The sequence below is a fragment of the Bacillus cereus group sp. Bc061 genome (genome assembly GCF_027715825.1).
GTDB lineage: Bacteria > Bacillota > Bacilli > Bacillales > Bacillaceae_G > Bacillus_A > Bacillus_A paranthracis.
Genome location: NZ_JAQFTZ010000002.1, coordinates 394,543 through 411,739 on the forward strand (window position 1 = coordinate 394,543; position 17,197 = coordinate 411,739).

Below are 17,197 nucleotides of genomic sequence, written 5' to 3' on the forward strand. Positions count from 1 at the left end.
TGGCGAGTGTTTATTTTTGTAGTTGTAAATATTGTACTGCAAACATCGTCTTCGCATCGTGAATACGAAGATCTTTCATAAGAGTAGTTGCTTCTTCTAATGATACTTCCATTAATTCCACAAACTCGTCTTCATCTAACGCAGCTTTATTTTCTTTTTTCGTCAAACCTGTCGCTTTATATACATATAAAATTTCATCTGCAAATCCTGGAGATGTATAGAAAGAAGTAATAAGCTCCATATTTTCACATACATAACCTGTTTCCTCTTCTAATTCACGAACTGCTGTCACCTCAGGTTTTTCACCTGGTTCTAACTTGCCAGCCGGAATTTCTATAATCGCCTTTTCAAGCGCTTTACGATACTGCTCAACAAGCACAATTTTCCCCTCATCAGTAATAGCAATAATAGCAACTGCACCAGGGTGATTTACAATTTCACGTTTACTCATTGCTCCATTTGGTAATACTACATCATCAACACGAACTTTTATAACTCTACCATCAAAAATCGGCTCAGTTTTTACTGTTCTCTCTGCAAGATTACTCATACTACTTCATCTCCCTGTTCTATTTCCTATTCTTTCCTCATACATTTTACCACATTGAAAGGAGCGTGATAGAAATGAAAGTTTATATTTTACCAAATCGCGTCACTTTAGTCGGAAAAGCATGGCAAATTCGCCATAAGCTAAAACAATATGGCAAAGAGTATACAACTGTACAAGAGTGGATTACAGCAACTAAAAAGTAAACGTTTGTCAACCTCTTTTCCCTTGCGTACAATAAGGAGAAGGAGGTTGAACTATGAAAAAACGTCAATTAGGAAACTCAGATTTATTTGTGACAGAAATGGGACTTGGCTGTATGTCCCTCGGTACATCTGAAACAGAAGCCCTGCGTATTATCGATGAAGCAATCGATTTAGGAATCAATTTTTTTGATACAGCGGATTTATATGATTATGGATTAAACGAAGAATTTGTTGGAAAAGCCTTAAAAGGAAAACGAGACCAAATTATCCTTACAACGAAGGTTGGGAATCGATGGACAGAAGAAAAAAACGGCTGGTCTTGGGATCCTTCTAAAAATTACATAAAGGCTGAAGTGAAAGAAAGTTTACGTAGACTTCAAACTGATTATATTGATCTTTATCAACTTCACGGCGGGACGATTGAAGATCCTATAGATGAAGTAATTGAAGCCTTTGAAGAATTGAAAAAAGAAGGTATCATTCGCCATTACGGTATTTCTTCTATACGTCCAAATGTCATCCGTGAATATGCACAGCGTTCAAATATCGTTAGTGTTCTAATGGAATATAGCCTTTTGAATCGTCGCCCTGAAGAATGGTTCCAGCTTCTTAATGAACATCAAATTAGCGTCATTGCTCGCGGACCACTTGCAAAAGGAATATTAACTGATAACAATACAAGAAAGATAGAAAGAGTAAAAGAAAAAGATTACCTTTCTTATTCTTACGATGAATTATATGCGACGCTTGCGAATGTAAAAGAAATAATTGGAGAAAACTCCTTAACTGGAACAGCTATTCAATATTGCTTACATAACGAAACTGTTGCAGCTGTTATACCTGGTGCAAGCTCTATTGGGCAATTACGAGAAAATGTACAAGCTAGTAAACAAACAAAGTTAACAACAGCAGAATATACACAGCTTCAGCAAATTGTGAAATGTGATACGTACGCATTACACCGATAAAAAGACGCTACCATACTGGTAGCGTCTTTTTATAACGTATCATATTTATCAGGATTCGTTCCTACATGTAAATTACGATTTAACGTATTAATTTGAGTCATCTCTTCTTCTGTTAATGAAAAGTCAAAGATAGAAAAATTCTCCTGAATGCGAGATGGTGTAACAGACTTAGGAATCGTCACAATCCCGCTTTGAATATCCCACCTTAATATAACTTGCGCAGGTGTTTTTTCATATTTAGTAGCAATGGCCTGAATAATCGGGTGCTGAAATACTTCTCCGCCCCTCATTAATGGACTCCATGCTTCCATTTGAATTTGCTCACCTTGACAGAAATTACGCAATTCAAATTGTGTTAACATCGGATGAAGTTCCACTTGGTTTACCATCGGCTTTATTTTGCAATTTGGTAATAGCAGTTCTAAATGATGTTTATGGAAGTTAGAAACACCAATCGCGCGCACTTTACCTTCTTCATACAGTTTTTCTAATGCTCGGTACGTATCAACATACTTCCCTCTTATTGGCCAATGTATTAAATATAAATCTACATAGTCCATTTGTAATTTTTTTAAGCTTTTCTCAAACGCCTCAAGTGTTTCCTCGTATCCTTGATCATCGTTCCAAACTTTTGTTGTAATAAAGATGTCTTCTCTCGGAATTCCTGATTCACGAACCGCTTCTCCGACACCGCTTTCATTTTCATATACAGTTGCTGTATCAATCGAACGGTATCCAACTTCTAGCGCTGTTTTTACTGCTTGTTTTACTTCGTCGCCTTCTTTCGCTTTATAAACGCCTAAACCAATCATCGGCATTTTTACGCCATTATGAAGTGTAGTTGTTGGAATGTGCACAGTCGTCTCCCTTTCATCATTACATTTTTTTATAAGCCACCACTTTATTTGAACAAGATTCAACCAAAAAGTCAAAACATATGTACAGTTTACATAATAAACTTATATACTTTCTAAAATAATGCGAACTCATTCATTAACATTATTTTCCATCCATTTCTTCGCTTTTTCATCAACATTACGTACAAACTCAGTTTTCCCTTCCGAATATAACGCACCATCATATGTATACTTTTCAGCTAATTCTTTCTTTAAAGTTGCATATGCCTCAGCTTCTTCACAATGAGCCATCATATAATCACGAAATGCTAAATGCCTTACTATCTCAGGGTTTCCTTTTTCAAACACGTGTAAGTGATACGAGCGTTTTTCCTCCGTTCCATGAATAAAATAACGGCGTCTTGAAATACCATTCTCCCCTTTTACGATATAGCCAAGCTCTTCAAAACGTTCATTCCACCTATCTACTCTGTCGATACTCTCTACTTCCATAATCATATCTATAATTGGTTTCGCTGCCAGTCCTGGCACCGACGTACTTCCAATATGATGGACCTTCACCTTTTCTGGCATCGCCGCTTTTAATCTTTCAGCCTCCATTTGAAATTTTTCACCCCAATGATTTTCATGCGGAACAACTACAATTTTTCTCATTCTAACTCCCCTTTTCTTACAAGCTCGTCAAAAAAATGATCAGCGTTATTCACTGATCATTTTCGTTATTATTTAAAGTCTTTCCAAGTAAGGTTACTTTCACTTAACAGTTCTTCAAATGATTTATTCTTTTCACGTTCTTTTTGTTCTTGGCGCTTTCTTTCCTGTTCAGCTGCCACTTTTTCCTCTTCTCTCACTTGCAACTCTTTCTTCTTATTCTTTAATTGCTGCATGAGTGAATCATTTAATTGATCACCTAATGTAAGCGACTCTTTCTTTTGTTGATTCACTTGCGCTTGTCTTTGCATTTGTCTTTGTTTCTTTTTCTTCATACTACTCACCTTTTACTTTTTTCTCCATTATAGTAGATACACAATGAACTCGACAATAAAAAAGGTCCTTTACTCTATTATTCACTTTTTGTAAATATGTTAATTTTTCGAAAAAACTATTTTTTTGTATAGATATAATCCTATGAATCTATTAAAATTATGTCGTATGATGTCAGATTATAAAAAAAGGAGAATTAGATTATGTGGAAAAAAATCATTCCTGCTGTTGCCGTTTTAAGCACCATTACTTTTTCAACCGTATTTGCTGCTCCCCCATCCCAGACTCCAGCTGAACAAAACCGCTACATAGACGTACAAATGCTTGGTATTAATGATTTCCATGGACAACTAGATACTGTTAAAAAAATTAATAACAAAGAAGCTGGTGGCGCTGATTACTTAGCTACTTATTTAAAAGAACGTAAAAAGCAAAACCCGAATACACTTCTCGTACACGCTGGCGATATTGTCGGAGCTAGTCCACCAGTTTCAGCATTGTTACAAGATGAACCAACGATTGAATTTTTAAATGACTTAAAATTTGATGTTGGTACAATCGGTAACCACGAATTTGATGAAGGTATTGATGAAATGAAACGTCTCATTTACGGTGGCTATCACGAAAAAACAGGGAATTTCAAAGGTGCAAATTTCCCTTATGTCGCTGCAAACTTCTATAATAAATCCACTGGCCGCTTATTTTTACCGCCATTTACTGTAAAAATGGTAAATGGTGTGCCTGTAGGATTCATTGGCGTAGTTACAACTGATACACCAAATGTCGTGATGCCTACTATGCTTAAAAATGTAGAAATCACTGACGAAGTAGAAGCAATTAATAAATCAACGCAGCAATTAAAGCGTCTTGGCGTTAAATCCATTGTCGTCCTTGCTCATGTCGGTGGAACAACAGATGAGTCTGGTGTGACAAATGGAGACCTTACTCGAATTGCAAATGAAACAGATCCGGAAGTTGATGTTATTTTTGGTGGGCATAGTCACACGTATGTAAATGGTACTGTAAATAATAAACTAATCGTCCAAGCGAACTCTTACGGAATGGCTTTCTCAGATGTAGATGTAACAATTGATCGTAAAACAAAAGATATTGTAAAGAAAAAAGCTGAAGTTGTTACAACATACCATGAAGGTGTAGAACCTGATAAACAAGTAAAGAAAAAACTAGATCAATATAAAGAAAAAATTGCACCGCTTGTAAATGAAGTTGTCGGAAAATCTACAGCACCTATCGACCGTAAACAAAATGATGCTGGTGAGTCCACTCTTGGAAATTTAGTTGCCGATGCCCAGCGCCAAACGATGCAAACTCAAATCGCACTTATGAATCCGGGCGGCATTCGTAATGACTTAGATGCTGGCGATATTACATGGGGCGAATTATACGGCATTCAGCCTTTTGGAAACCAATTAATTAAAGTAGATTTAACAGGTCAAGATATTCGCGACATTTTAAATCAACAATGGCAAAAAGGAACGACGAGAATGCTTCAAATTTCAGGTATTCAATATACGTGGGATGCAAATAAACCAAACGGTGAAAAAGTTACAAATATACGTTTAACAAACGGTGAACAATTATCTCCATCTAAAACGTATAGCGTAGTGGCAAATGCCTTTTTAGCTTCTGGCGGTGATGGATTTGTATCATTTAAAAATGGTAAAAATCCAGAGACTGGTCCAAACGACTTTGAAGCGCTAGTCGATTACGTAAAACAATTAAAAGAACCTATTCAGCCAATTATCGATGGTAGAATTCAAAAAACAAATTAAGTACACTCATAATAAACAATCTTAATTTTTCATCGTAAAAGATACACATAAACCTTTTATCCGTCATATATGTGAAACCTAAAAAGGATACTCGTTCTTACAATGAACATAGTATCCTTTTCTTTATTTATCAATATGTGATGTGTTGTTAAAATCATATTGTTGTAAAAATTGTTGTAACGCCTCTTCTACAAGTTTAGATTTTTGAATTCCTTTCGATTCTGATATAACGTCTAGTTTTGCTAATATTTCTTTATTAATAGAAAAGGTACGTTTCTTTTTTTCTGTACTTATATTCAGCATGGGCGCAATTACTTCTTCTTTCTTTCTTAATAACTCATAAATACTTTGTAATTGTTCATAAATTAATAGTTGATAATCCGTTTTCGCATATTGAAGGGCTGTCGCTTCTTGGAGTTGTAAGTGACGCGGTTCTTCTCCATCTCCTACAAAAATACGCTTTTTCTGTTCTCCATCATATTCGTATCCAATCAATCTTAATTTCTTCGATAATGTATACGGGCTTATTTCAAGACGTTTTGCTATAATAGCGATGGATTCACGCCTATTTAAACAATCGATAATTTCTCCAATCGTCACAATTTCCCTCCTCCCATATTGAAATGACACTAGTATGGTATGTTACAATGATTTTCTAACAGTATATGCAAAACGAATAGCCTGTGCGATTCATACGATTTTAGAAAAGGAGGTTTTCAATATGCTTTTTCGTAGCAATACCCCGCAGTTCTATAATGAAAATAAAAAACTCATTCCCAATAGTATCGCTACGATGGAAAGCGTTATGATTAACAACCGAAAACAAACTCTCCTTATGCGCGGGCAAAACGTAGAGCAGCCTATTTTATTATGCTGTCACGGTGGACCAGGCATGGCACAAATCGGATTTATTCGTCATTTTCAAAAAGAATTGGAGAAACACTTCATCGTAATTAATTGGGATCAGCGCGGGGCAGGTAAATCCTTTTCAATGAAAGATTTCGGAGCAAATTTTACAATCGAACAATTCATTTCCGATGCAAAAGAAGTGATTCAATATGTACTTAAAAAGTTCAATAAACAGAAACTATTTCTCGCTGGTCATTCTTGGGGAAGTATTATCGGGCTTAACATAGCACACTATTATCCACAATATATCGAGGCTTATATCGGTATTGGGCAAATTGTACATATGAAACAAAACGAGGAATTACTATATCAGCATTTAATTCGTTCTGCAAAAAAATATAATCATAAAAAAGCATTAGCGTCCCTTTTAAAATTAGGAAAACCGCCATTTTTAGATACGAGACGCCTTATTATTCAAAGAAAATGGCTTGGCACATTCGGAGGTGCAATCCAAAACGGATCTTCCTTTTCTTTCATACGAAAAGGCTTCTTTTCTCCCGAATATACACTATTAGATTGGTTCAAGTTTCTCGCAGGAAATTTAAAATCTGGCGTTTTATGGGAAGAAATGTTGACAATCGATTTCTTTTCTTCTATTACGAGTTTATCTATTCCAGTTTATTTTTGTTCTGGTCGCTATGATTATCAAACTCCTTATGCACTCGTTCAGGAATATTGTGATGTAATAGAAGCACCGATAAAAAAGATGATTTGGTTCCCAAATTCAGCACATTCTCCCGATTTAGAAGAGCCAGAATTATTCGCTCGTTCTTTACAATCCATTAAACAAGAGCTAGCTTTTCACCATTAGTAACAAAAGGCTCTTTTACATTTCATAAGAAACAATTTATAATAATATGTCGCAACTATGTATAAATCTAGCAAGGTGATTCATATTTCCTTGCCTTAACACAATAAAATTTTGGGGAGATTACATTTATTATGAATGCTGTACTCATTGCAGTAGCAGTTATGCTATTGCTTAGTTTGTTACGTGTCCAGGTCATTGTCGCCATCATTGTTGGAGCTTTAACAGGCGGACTTATCGGTGGACTCGGTATTTCAGAAACGATTAACACTTTTACAACTGGTCTTGGAAACAGTGCTCCAATCGCTTTAAGTTATGCAATGCTTGGTGGTTTCGCTATTTCTCTTTCCAAAACCGGACTTCCAGATGCTATGATTCAAACTGCATTAAAGTGGATTGGCAATGAACAAGACACGAAAAAACAAGTTTACTCTAAAATACTTATTCTATTTATCATTTTAACGATGGCTTGTTTCTCACAAAATGTGATTCCTGTTCACATCGCTTTCATCCCCATCTTAATTCCAGCACTTTTAAAAGTATTAAATGAGCTGAAAGTGGATCGCAGACTTGTTACATGTATTATTACATTCGGATTGATTACTCCTTATATGTGGATTCCAGCAGGATTCGGAAAAATTTATCATGACGTATTACAAACAAATGCTGCGCAAAGCGGTCTTACATTTGATGTCGCACTTATTCCAAAAGCAATGACCATTCCAGCAATCGGTATGATTATCGGATTATGTGTGGCAGTATTTATTACGTACCGAAAACCTCGTACGTATGAAACAGAACAAATTCATACTACTGAAAATGAAATCGTTCCCTATACAAAACGAAGCATTACTTTCGGGCTAGTATCTATCTTAGCTACATTAACTGTTCAATTAGCAACAGAATCAATGATTTTCGGCGCTCTAGCGGGGATTATCGTTTTATCAGTTAGTGGTAGTCTACCTCTTAAAGAAGCTGATGCAATTTTAACAAGCGGAATGCGTATGATGTCCTTTATCGGATTTGTTATGATTTCTGCCGCTGGGTTCGGAGCTGTTCTTCGAAAAACAGGACATGTTGAATCTCTTGTACAAACGAGTGCACATATAATTGGGAATAACAAACCACTCGCTGCATTTCTTATGCTTGTAATTGGACTGCTCGTTACGATGGGGATTGGATCATCTTTTTCAACCATCCCTATTTTAACAACAATTTTTGTACCTCTTTGTATTCAGCTTGGATTTAGTCCAATGGCCACCATTGCAATTATCGGTACAGCCGGAGCGCTAGGAGACGCAGGATCTCCAGCATCAGATAGTACACTTGGACCAACATCCGGTTTAAATGCTGATGGTCAACACCATCATATATGGGATACGTGTGTACCAACTTTTTTACATTACAATATACCGTTACTTATATTCGGCTTTATTGCCGCAATTACATTATAAAAGGTGCGTTTTATACGCACCTTTTACTTTTTTATTTTTCCCTTTAATTGTTGCAATGCTATTTTCCCATTTTCTTCGATACAACTTTCCATTTGCATAAATGACGGACCTGCCCACTCACTGTCTATACTCCCGTTCAGTCCAATAATTTTCAATTTATCCGGTATACGGATATTTAATTTTTTTGCTGCTCGAATTAACTCAAAGGTAATCTTATCACTTGAAGTTACAATTCCATCTATATACGGATAAGTTTGCAATAATGTAACAAACTGTTTATTCGTATACCCTTGTACACATTCTTCTCGATAAGAGATTCCTTCCTCCCAAACAGCGTCTAAAAATCCTGATATGTACTCTTCCATTTCTTCACTATCTTCGCCCTCACCGAAATAAGCAAGAAAGTGACAACCTTTTTCTTTTAATAAAGAGACCGCTCTTTGGCCACTTTCATAATAATTTGCATGAGATTTTTTTTCATCAATCACAACAAACGGAAGTGGGATTTCTCCTATACTTTTAAAAACGGATCTTGTCAAAATAACACCTGCAACGTTATTTTCCTTCAACATATGTATGTATCTATCTTTATTCTCTATATTACAAACAATAATTTGATATCCTTCTTTATACGCTATTTCCTCAATACAATGTAGCAAAGTGATGTTTGATGGGTCATATAGATTATCTACAAGTAATGCAATTATCGTTGAATTCTCTTTAAATAGTGGCTTTGCTGCACTATTTGGCCTATAACGTAATTCCTCAATTGCTTCCTTTACTTGTTTTACTGTGTCCTCATGAACGTATCCTTTTTCATTTATAACTCGTGAAACGGTTGCGACTGAAACACCTGCCAATTTTGCAACATCACGTATAGTTGCCACATCGTCACCCCTTAATATGGTAATAGATTACAATTTTACGGTAACCTAAATTACAATATTCGTCAAGGTTAATAATTTATATTTCTGAAAATTGTTACATCATTACACTAAACTATATTCTAATTGAATTTCATGTAAAATCGGGATATTATCATACCCAATGCGCGGAATTTCTTTCTTTATTTTTCGTGCCTCTTCCACCGCATTTACATATAAATTCGTCATCAAAAAATTACGTTTTTGGTAAAAACGTAACGCATTCATATTATCATTTGTTGTTATAAGCCAAACCTTCCTGCACCGTTCTTCTTCTGCAACTCGTAATACACAATCCACAAGTTTTGTCCCTATTCCTTTTCTTTCTTCAAAGCTATCTAACGATACAATTTCGCACATATTTCCGATCAATTCATACGTTACAATTCCGATTATTCTGTCTTCTGAGAGCGCAACAAATCCTGGCAACTCTTCTAACTGATGTCCCTTACCACGTGAAACCATCAATGAACTCCCCCAGTTCTCACACATGAACATTCGGATTGTTTCTTTCATCGCTGGCGTAATTTTTTGTATATGCACCATTTCCTATTTCTCCCCTTTTCTATCCTTGTGATACAATATAAGTGTATCACATGTAACGGTATTTGGAGGATGAGGTAAAGTATGAAACGTTTTTTTGCAGCATTGTTTACTATACTAGGTGCGATAACTGCCCTTGGGATTTTCTTTACAAATAAGGTGATGTACTTAAAGAAAAAAACAGAGGAAGAAATACTCGAAAGAGAAACGAAAAAACATTTTCGTATAGAGGATTTTGAAGCTCTTCATAAAGAAGAAATTCATATTCCTTCGCAATTCGGATATGATCTTCACGGATATTACATTCCTGCTGGTCATTCCAATAAGTTTATGATTTTCTGTCACGGCGTAACTGTAAATAAAATGAACTCTGTAAAATATGCAAGGTTATTTTTAAACAGAGGATATAATGTCGTTATTTACGATCATCGTCGTCATGGTAAAACTGGCGGAAAAACAACAAGCTATGGATACTATGAAAAGCATGATTTAAAATCTGTAGTTGACTGGCTAAAAAGTCGTTTTGGAACAAATATAACACTCGGTATTCATGGTGAATCGATGGGAGCTGCAACACTTCTTCAGTACGCAGGACTTGTAGAAGATGGTGCTGATTTCTATATTGCAGATTGTCCTTTTTCTGATTTCTACGGACAATTACAACATCGTTTAAAGGTTGAATTCCATTTACCGAAATGGCCTTTATTACCTTTAGCAAATGCTTTCTTAAAAGTGCGTGACGGTTATACGATTCGTGAAGTTTCACCAATCGATTGTATAAAAAACATTAACAATCCCGTCCTCTTTATTCATAGTAAAGATGATGATTATATTTTAGCTGATATGACGAAAGCGCTCTATGAAGCGAAGGAAAACAATAAACAACTTTATATTGCAGAACACGGCGCACACGCTTGCTCTTATAACGAAAATAAAGAAGAGTATGAAGCAGCCGTTGATCAATTTTTAAACTCATATGTAAAAGAAACAAAAAACAGGCTTGCATAAGCCTGTTTTTTTATTGCGCTAAAACGTCTGTAACTTGTTCCATATTTTCAGAAATCCACTTTATTGCATCATCTAGCGTTGGAAATTCTGTCGTTTGAAATGTTACCTCATCTTGCAGTAACCAAACATCCTTTGACTCTTGTCCTACACCAGCAATGGACCAGTGTAACAAACTATATGGATGATTATCATTCAAAAATGAAGCCCACGTGCGCTCATTTGCAATATTTCGTAATGTACGTAATTGTTTATCCATCTTTCGTCACCTTACTCTAGTCAGTTATAAAAAACATTATAACACTCTCTTCTCTTCCAAAGAAAGTGCTCTTTTCATATTGTCAAGTACTTCTCTTGATTATATGATGAAATTAAGCGTTTGGGAAGGAGGGATAGCGTTGGCTAAAGTACAAATTAAAGTAAATGATAATGGCTCTTTTCGCGTTACAGGGGACGTGGAATTAGTTGATTCACAAGGGAATGTATTCCCAGCAAAACCGGCATTTTCTTTATGCCGTTGTGGTTTATCAAAAAATATGCCTTATTGCGATGCTTCGCATAAAGGTAAATTCGAATCTGTTGTTAGAGCACCAGAGGCAGAATAATTTTACATGTGACATGCACATTTTTTTGTGCATGTTTTTTCTTTTTAGCAACTCCGTTATATCCCTTCTCCTTACAACATTTCTAATACTTTTGTCTCCATCTCATCCTACATATATTTTCACACAATTCTTCACATTCGAATACTTTTTACTAGCCTTTTATTTTTTTTGTGCTATAATTTGAGCAAACAGCATCCTTCGGGGTCGGGTGAAATTCCCAACCGGCGGTGATGAAGTGCAAACTTCTAAGTCCGTGACCCGTTTTCAACTCGAAAACGGTGGATCTAGTGAAACTCTAGGGCCGACAGTATAGTCTGGATGGGAGAAGGATATGTTTTCTAGTAATTTTATATAGCGAATACACTTTTATTTCAGTATGCATATTTTTATAGATTCAATTCAAATCTATATATATGTTTTATTTTGTATACTTATCTTTCTATGCTGAAATAAAAAGATACGACTAGCGTTTGAAAAATTTGATATTTTTGCTAGGTTTCTTCCTTATGCCAAAATATCAATCATCGTTAGGTTTCTTTCCTATACTTTCGTATTCGAACTATATTTCTAGAAATCACGTCTCCCAAACCCCAAGGATATTAAAATCCTTGGGGTTTTTTGATTTTTTTTAGGAGAGGTGAAGAAAATGACAGATCAAGAATATATGAGGATTGCTCTGCAATTAGCAGAAGGAACATCTGGGCAAACAAGTCCAAATCCTATGGTTGGTGCTGTTGTTGTAAAAGACGGAAACATCGTCGGTATGGGAGCTCATTTACGTGCTGGTGAAGAACACGCAGAAGTTCATGCTCTTCATATGGCTGGTGACAAAGCAAAAGGAGCCACCGTGTATGTAACACTTGAACCGTGTAGCCATTTTGGAAAAACACCACCTTGCTGTGAATTGCTCATCAAAAAAGAAGTCAAACGGGTTGTAATTGCTACTCTTGATTGCAATCCCCTCGTTTCTGGTAATGGAAAAAAAAGATTAGAGGAAGCTGGCATCGAAGTAACTACCGGTGTTCTGGAAGCAGAAGCAGTTTTATTAAATCGCTACTTTTTTCACTACATGAAAACGAAACGTCCATTTGTAACAATAAAAACAGCGATGAGCTTAGACGGAAAAACAGCAACCGTAACCGGTGAAAGTAAGTGGATTACAAGTGAAGATGCACGAGCTGATGTTCATCAATATCGTCATACACACGATGCAATTCTTGTTGGAGTGAATACAGTTATAGCTGATAATCCGCATTTAACAACAAGAATTCCTAACGGAGGGCAAAATCCTATACGCGTTATTTTAGATACCCATTTACGAACGCCACCATCTTCTCATGTCATAACAGATGGTTTAGCACCGACATGGATTATAGTTGGTAAGGATGTAAATCCAGAGAAAATAGCTTCTTATGAATCTGAAAATATAGCTATATTCCAAATGAAAACGAAACAGATTGAAATACAGGATGTTTTACACCTACTCGGCGAAAAACAAATTCTTTCTCTTTTCGTCGAAGGTGGTCAAACAGTTCATGCAAGTTTCTTACAAACAAAGTATTTCAATGAAATTGTAACTTATATAAGTCCAAAATTAATTGGTGGAAAAAATGCCCCTACTTTATTTGGCGGCAATGGTTTTTCAACATTACAAGATGCACTTTCCTTGGAAATTCAAGAGATGAAACAAGTTGGCGATGATATAAAAATTGTTGCGCATGCCCGAAGTGAGGTGATGGAATGTTTACAGGAATTGTAGAAGAATTAGGAACGATTGCAAACATGCAACAAAGCGGCGAAGCGATGAAGTTAACGATTCATGCCAATAAAATTTTATCAGATGTTCACTTCGGTGATAGCATCGCGGTTAACGGTATTTGCTTGACTGTAACGAGTTTCACAACAACTTCATTCACAGTAGACGCAATGCCTGAAACGATGCAATCAACATCACTTCGCATGCTTAAACCGCAATGCAAAGTAAATTTAGAACGTGCAATGGCTGCAAACGGACGATTCGGTGGACATTTCGTTTCAGGACATATCGATGGCATCGGAACGATATTAAACAAAAAACAACACTATAATGCCGTCTATTACAAAATAGCTATTTCTGATGAATTGCTACGCTATTGTTTGCATAAAGGGTCCATTGCTGTTGATGGAACGAGTTTAACAATATTTGATATAGACGAATCTTCCATTACAATTTCACTCATCCCGCACACAGTAAGTGAATCTGTTATCGGAGAAAAGAATGCCGGTGACATCGTAAACATTGAGTGTGACATGATTGGTAAATATATCGAACGCTTTATTTCTAAACCAGTAAAACGAACAGGTTCAATGACCGAAAGCTTTTTACAAGAAAACGGATTTCTATAAGGGGGAAGCATTATGTTTCATCGTATTGAAGAAGCTCTAGAAGATTTAAAACAAGGAAAAGTCGTGATCGTATGTGATGATGAAAACCGTGAAAATGAAGGCGATTTTATCGCTTTAGCAGAGTATATTACGCCAGAAACAATTAACTTTATGATTACACATGGACGTGGTCTCGTTTGTGTACCAATTACAGAAGGGTACGCAGAACGTCTACAATTAGAACCAATGGTAGCTCATAATACAGATTCGCATCATACTGCATTTACAGTGAGCATTGATCATGTTTCTACAACAACTGGGATTAGTGCTCACGAACGTGCAACTACGATACGAGAAATGTTAAATCCTGCATCAAAAGGTGCTGATTTCAATCGTCCCGGACATATCTTTCCATTAATTGCGAAAGAAGGTGGTGTCTTGCGCCGGGCTGGTCATACAGAAGCTGCTGTCGATTTAGCACAGCTCTGCGGAGCAGAACCAGCTGGCGTCATTTGTGAAATTATTAATGAGGACGGTACGATGGCACGGGTACCTGATTTACTACAGTGCGCAAAACAATTTGATATAAAAATGATTACAATAGAAGATTTAATTGCTTATCGCCGCCACCATGAAACATTAGTGAAGCGAGAAGTGGAAATTACATTACCTACAGATTTCGGTACTTTCCATGCAATTGGCTATTCTAATTCCTTAGATTCGAAAGAGCATATTGCACTCGTAAAAGGTGATATTTCAACAGGAGATCCTGTACTTGTACGCGTTCATTCAGAGTGCTTAACAGGAGATGTATTTGGCTCGTGCCGATGTGATTGCGGACCACAACTCCATGCTGCACTTGCTCAAATTGAGCGTGAAGGAAAGGGCGTTCTTCTTTATATGAGACAAGAAGGACGAGGCATTGGGCTTCTGAATAAGCTTCGCGCTTATAAGTTACAAGAAGAAGGATTCGATACTGTAGAAGCAAATGAAAAGCTTGGCTTCCCTGCTGATTTGCGGGATTACGGTATTGGCGCTCAAATATTAAAAGATTTAGGTTTACAACATTTACGATTATTAACGAATAACCCAAGAAAAATTGCTGGCTTACAAGGTTACGATTTAGAAGTAATCGAGCGTGTACCGTTACAAATGCCAGCAAAAGAAGAGAATAAAACGTATTTACAAACGAAAGTAAACAAATTAGGACATTTACTAAACTTATAATTAAAGGAGAGATTTATTATGGTATTCGAAGGTCATTTAGTTGGTACAGGATTAAAAGTTGGGGTTGTTGTTGGACGTTTTAATGAATTTATTACAAGTAAATTACTTGGCGGCGCTTTAGACGGATTAAAGCGTCACGGTGTAGAAGAAGCTGATATCGATGTTGCTTGGGTTCCTGGTGCATTTGAAATTCCTTTAATCGCTAAAAAGATGGCGAATAGCGGGAAATATGATGCTGTTATTACGTTAGGCACTGTCATTCGTGGTGCTACAACACATTACGATTACGTTTGTAATGAAGTAGCAAAAGGTGTTGCATCTTTATCACTACAAACAGACATCCCCGTTATTTTCGGTGTATTGACGACTGAAACGATCGAGCAAGCGATTGAACGCGCGGGCACGAAAGCTGGTAATAAAGGCTATGAATCCGCCGTCGCTGCAATTGAAATGGCTCACTTATCAAAACAATGGGCATAAAAAAAGAGGCTGCGGCCTCTTTTTTTATTTCTTCACTTTTCTCCGTACATCTTTTATTAATTCATCCATTGTCTTTCCTTCTGTTTGTATACGAAGCGTCTGTGCTGTTTTCCATACATTCTCTCTTTTCTTCGCTTCTTCTATAATAGTAATTTCTTTTCGTACTTCCTTTAAATCTTTCCCTTCTGTTTTCAATCCAAAATGTTCAGCTTTCGTTCGAAAATGTTGTTCAATTCGTTGTTGCATCTCTTTTTGTTCAGGATTTTCGGCGGCCTTAACTGGATCAGCGCTTATCGCTTTTAGTAAAATGAGACAAGTCATAATCGCTAATATATATTTGTGCATGTAAAATCCTCCAACCCAATGTAAATTACATATTTACTATGTACAATTGGGGCTTGGAAAATTCGTCCACCAAAATTCTTTTTTTCGCTCAAAAGCCACTAGTATCAAGCATTCACAACTATTTATTACATTTTATTTACAAAAAAAGCAAACTCTTTTATAAGTTTGCTTTTTTCAATCTTATAATGCACATTCCTCAATCTCAAATCCTAAATCTTCAATCATACCCCAGTCTGCAGTCGGTTCTTGTCCAGCTGTCGTTAAGTAGTCTCCAACAAAAATAGAGTTTGCTGCAAATAAACCGATTGGCTGTACAGAACGTAAATTGATTTCACGCCCTCCTGAAATACGAATTTCTTTCGTTGGGTTTACAAAGCGCATCATCGCCAGTACTTTTAAACATTCTACTGGTGTTAACTCTTTTTGTCCTTCAAGCGGCGTACCCTTTACAGCAACAAGGAAATTACATGGAATTGAATCGGCATCTATACGTTGCAATTCGAATGCAATTTCAGCACGCTCTTCTATTGTCTCCCCCATTCCAAAGATCGCTCCTGAACATGGTGAAATACCCGCTTGTTTCGCTTTTTGAACTGTATCAACACGATCGTCATACGTATGAGTGGAGCAAATACTTTCGTAATTATTCGCATGTGTATTTAAGTTGTGGTTATAACGGTGTACACCCGCTTCCGCTAAACGTCCTGCTTGATCTTCGTTTAAAAAACCTAAACAACAACAAATCTTTAAATCTGTCGTTTCACGAATCTCTTTAACTGCTCCAATTACGTGATTTACCTCTTTATCAGTCGGACGACGACCAGATGCCACAATACAATACGTACCCGCTTTACGGCGAATTGCTTCGTGCGCTCCCTCTACAATCTTTTCCTGCGTTAGCCATGCATATTTATCAATCGGTGCTTCTGAAATAATAGACTGTGAACAATATCCGCAATCTTCAGGGCATAATCCAGACTTCGTATTAATAATCATATTTAATTTTACTTTCTTACCAAAGTGATGGTGGCGAATGATATACGCAGCATTCATAATTTCTAAAATCTCTGTATCGTCAGCCTCTAATATCGCTATTGCATCTTCTTTCGTAATCACTTTCTCTCCTACTACGTCGTATGCAAGTTTTTTCCAATCCCTCTTTGTTTGTACTTGTTTCAT

Annotated in this window: 21 protein-coding genes and 1 riboswitch; of the genes, 11 read left to right on the plus strand and 10 right to left on the minus strand. The window is 36.5% G+C overall.

What is annotated here, in order from left to right; all coding sequences use genetic code 11:
* Positions 1–10: 10 nt before the first annotated feature.
* Entirely contained in the window at positions 11–550 is a 540-nt protein-coding gene (locus PDQ40_RS11330; RefSeq protein ID WP_000067038.1) for an NUDIX hydrolase, read from the minus strand.
* Positions 551–624: 74 nt separating this feature from the next.
* Between PDQ40_RS11330 and mciZ the strand changes: the two genes are divergently transcribed.
* Positions 625–753 (plus strand): Z-ring formation inhibitor MciZ, encoded by a 129-nt coding sequence (gene mciZ / locus PDQ40_RS11335; RefSeq protein WP_000870299.1) that lies wholly within the window; start codon positions 625–627, stop codon positions 751–753.
* Positions 754–806: 53 nt separating this feature from the next.
* On the plus strand, positions 807–1,721 hold the full coding sequence (gene lolS / locus PDQ40_RS11340) for an aldo/keto reductase (protein ID WP_000747198.1): 915 nt from the start codon (positions 807–809) through the stop codon (positions 1,719–1,721).
* Between the two features lie 29 nt (positions 1,722–1,750).
* Here the strand turns inward: lolS and PDQ40_RS11345 are convergent, their stop codons facing one another.
* The 3 genes from PDQ40_RS11345 to PDQ40_RS11355 all read right to left on the minus strand — a co-directional run bounded on the left by PDQ40_RS11345 (position 1,751) and on the right by PDQ40_RS11355 (position 3,564).
* Positions 1,751–2,578, minus strand: coding sequence for an aldo/keto reductase (locus tag PDQ40_RS11345; RefSeq protein WP_000547999.1), 828 nt, complete (start codon positions 2,576–2,578; stop codon positions 1,751–1,753).
* Between the two features lie 129 nt (positions 2,579–2,707).
* On the minus strand, positions 2,708–3,232 hold the full coding sequence (locus tag PDQ40_RS11350) for a GrpB family protein (protein WP_001227171.1): 525 nt from the start codon (positions 3,230–3,232) through the stop codon (positions 2,708–2,710).
* A gap of 68 nt (positions 3,233–3,300) precedes the next feature.
* Positions 3,301–3,564 carry a YqkE family protein gene (locus PDQ40_RS11355; protein WP_000727549.1) on the minus strand — a complete coding sequence of 88 codons (264 nt, stop codon included), beginning with the start codon at positions 3,562–3,564 and terminating at the stop codon, positions 3,301–3,303.
* Positions 3,565–3,765: 201 nt separating this feature from the next.
* Here PDQ40_RS11355 and PDQ40_RS11360 point away from each other — a divergent pair, with 201 nt between their 5' ends.
* The gene (locus PDQ40_RS11360; RefSeq protein ID WP_270691417.1) at positions 3,766–5,355 is read left to right on the plus strand and encodes a bifunctional metallophosphatase/5'-nucleotidase; all 1,590 of its coding nucleotides are present in this window, start codon (positions 3,766–3,768) and stop codon (positions 5,353–5,355) included.
* Between the two features lie 123 nt (positions 5,356–5,478).
* On the opposite strand, the gene PDQ40_RS11365 is transcribed toward PDQ40_RS11360, so the two are convergent.
* Positions 5,479–5,955, minus strand: a complete 477-nt coding sequence (locus PDQ40_RS11365) for a ribbon-helix-helix domain-containing protein (protein WP_000151909.1) — start codon at positions 5,953–5,955, stop codon at positions 5,479–5,481.
* A gap of 121 nt (positions 5,956–6,076) precedes the next feature.
* On the opposite strand from PDQ40_RS11365, the gene PDQ40_RS11370 reads away from it, so the two are divergent.
* Both PDQ40_RS11370 and PDQ40_RS11375 read left to right on the plus strand, forming a co-directional pair.
* Positions 6,077–7,075 carry an alpha/beta fold hydrolase gene (locus tag PDQ40_RS11370; protein WP_000898953.1) on the plus strand — a complete coding sequence of 333 codons (999 nt, stop codon included), beginning with the start codon at positions 6,077–6,079 and terminating at the stop codon, positions 7,073–7,075.
* A 131-nt stretch (positions 7,076–7,206) separates the two neighbouring features.
* On the plus strand, positions 7,207–8,526 hold the full coding sequence (locus PDQ40_RS11375) for a Na+/H+ antiporter family protein (RefSeq protein WP_000994774.1): 1,320 nt from the start codon (positions 7,207–7,209) through the stop codon (positions 8,524–8,526).
* Positions 8,527–8,549: 23 nt separating this feature from the next.
* Here PDQ40_RS11375 and PDQ40_RS11380 read toward each other — a convergent pair whose 3' ends face one another.
* Together PDQ40_RS11380 and PDQ40_RS11385 are read right to left on the minus strand one after the other, a co-directional pair.
* Positions 8,550–9,413: a LacI family DNA-binding transcriptional regulator gene (locus PDQ40_RS11380; RefSeq protein ID WP_000201356.1), complete on the minus strand. Its 864-nt coding sequence runs from the start codon at positions 9,411–9,413 to the stop codon at positions 8,550–8,552.
* Between the two features lie 102 nt (positions 9,414–9,515).
* Complete coding sequence (locus PDQ40_RS11385) at positions 9,516–9,995, minus strand: GNAT family N-acetyltransferase (protein ID WP_000233414.1); 480 nt, start codon at positions 9,993–9,995, stop codon at positions 9,516–9,518.
* A gap of 81 nt (positions 9,996–10,076) precedes the next feature.
* Here PDQ40_RS11385 and PDQ40_RS11390 point away from each other — a divergent pair, with 81 nt between their 5' ends.
* A complete protein-coding gene (locus PDQ40_RS11390) occupies positions 10,077–11,000 on the plus strand; it encodes an alpha/beta hydrolase (protein WP_000819219.1) in 924 nt (307 codons plus the stop codon).
* 10 nt (positions 11,001–11,010) lie between these two features.
* Here PDQ40_RS11390 and PDQ40_RS11395 read toward each other — a convergent pair whose 3' ends face one another.
* Positions 11,011–11,256: a YqkC family protein gene (locus PDQ40_RS11395; RefSeq protein ID WP_000360809.1), complete on the minus strand. Its 246-nt coding sequence runs from the start codon at positions 11,254–11,256 to the stop codon at positions 11,011–11,013.
* Positions 11,257–11,395: 139 nt separating this feature from the next.
* Between PDQ40_RS11395 and PDQ40_RS11400 the strand changes: the two genes are divergently transcribed.
* The 5 genes from PDQ40_RS11400 to ribH all read left to right on the plus strand — a co-directional run bounded on the left by PDQ40_RS11400 (position 11,396) and on the right by ribH (position 15,673).
* Entirely contained in the window at positions 11,396–11,602 is a 207-nt protein-coding gene (locus PDQ40_RS11400) for a CDGSH iron-sulfur domain-containing protein (RefSeq protein ID WP_001151582.1), read from the plus strand.
* A 190-nt stretch (positions 11,603–11,792) separates the two neighbouring features.
* A riboswitch (FMN riboswitch) is annotated at positions 11,793–11,936 on the plus strand.
* 312 nt (positions 11,937–12,248) lie between these two features.
* Positions 12,249–13,361, plus strand: coding sequence for a bifunctional diaminohydroxyphosphoribosylaminopyrimidine deaminase/5-amino-6-(5-phosphoribosylamino)uracil reductase RibD (gene ribD / locus PDQ40_RS11405; protein WP_000131972.1), 1,113 nt, complete (start codon positions 12,249–12,251; stop codon positions 13,359–13,361).
* A complete protein-coding gene (gene ribE / locus PDQ40_RS11410) occupies positions 13,343–13,987 on the plus strand; it encodes a riboflavin synthase subunit alpha (protein ID WP_270691418.1) in 645 nt (214 codons plus the stop codon). The genes ribD and ribE overlap by 19 nt, the downstream gene beginning before the upstream one ends.
* Positions 13,988–13,999: 12 nt before the next feature.
* Positions 14,000–15,193, plus strand: coding sequence for a bifunctional 3,4-dihydroxy-2-butanone 4-phosphate synthase/GTP cyclohydrolase II (ribBA, locus tag PDQ40_RS11415; RefSeq protein WP_000468996.1), 1,194 nt, complete (start codon positions 14,000–14,002; stop codon positions 15,191–15,193).
* A gap of 18 nt (positions 15,194–15,211) precedes the next feature.
* The gene (ribH, locus tag PDQ40_RS11420) at positions 15,212–15,673 is read left to right on the plus strand and encodes a 6,7-dimethyl-8-ribityllumazine synthase (RefSeq protein ID WP_000230889.1); all 462 of its coding nucleotides are present in this window, start codon (positions 15,212–15,214) and stop codon (positions 15,671–15,673) included.
* A gap of 24 nt (positions 15,674–15,697) precedes the next feature.
* Here the strand turns inward: ribH and PDQ40_RS11425 are convergent, their stop codons facing one another.
* Positions 15,698–16,018 carry a hypothetical protein gene (locus tag PDQ40_RS11425; RefSeq protein ID WP_000549777.1) on the minus strand — a complete coding sequence of 107 codons (321 nt, stop codon included), beginning with the start codon at positions 16,016–16,018 and terminating at the stop codon, positions 15,698–15,700.
* A gap of 180 nt (positions 16,019–16,198) precedes the next feature.
* Positions 16,199–17,197 (minus strand): biotin synthase, encoded by a 999-nt coding sequence (bioB, locus tag PDQ40_RS11430; RefSeq protein WP_000815868.1) that lies wholly within the window; start codon positions 17,195–17,197, stop codon positions 16,199–16,201.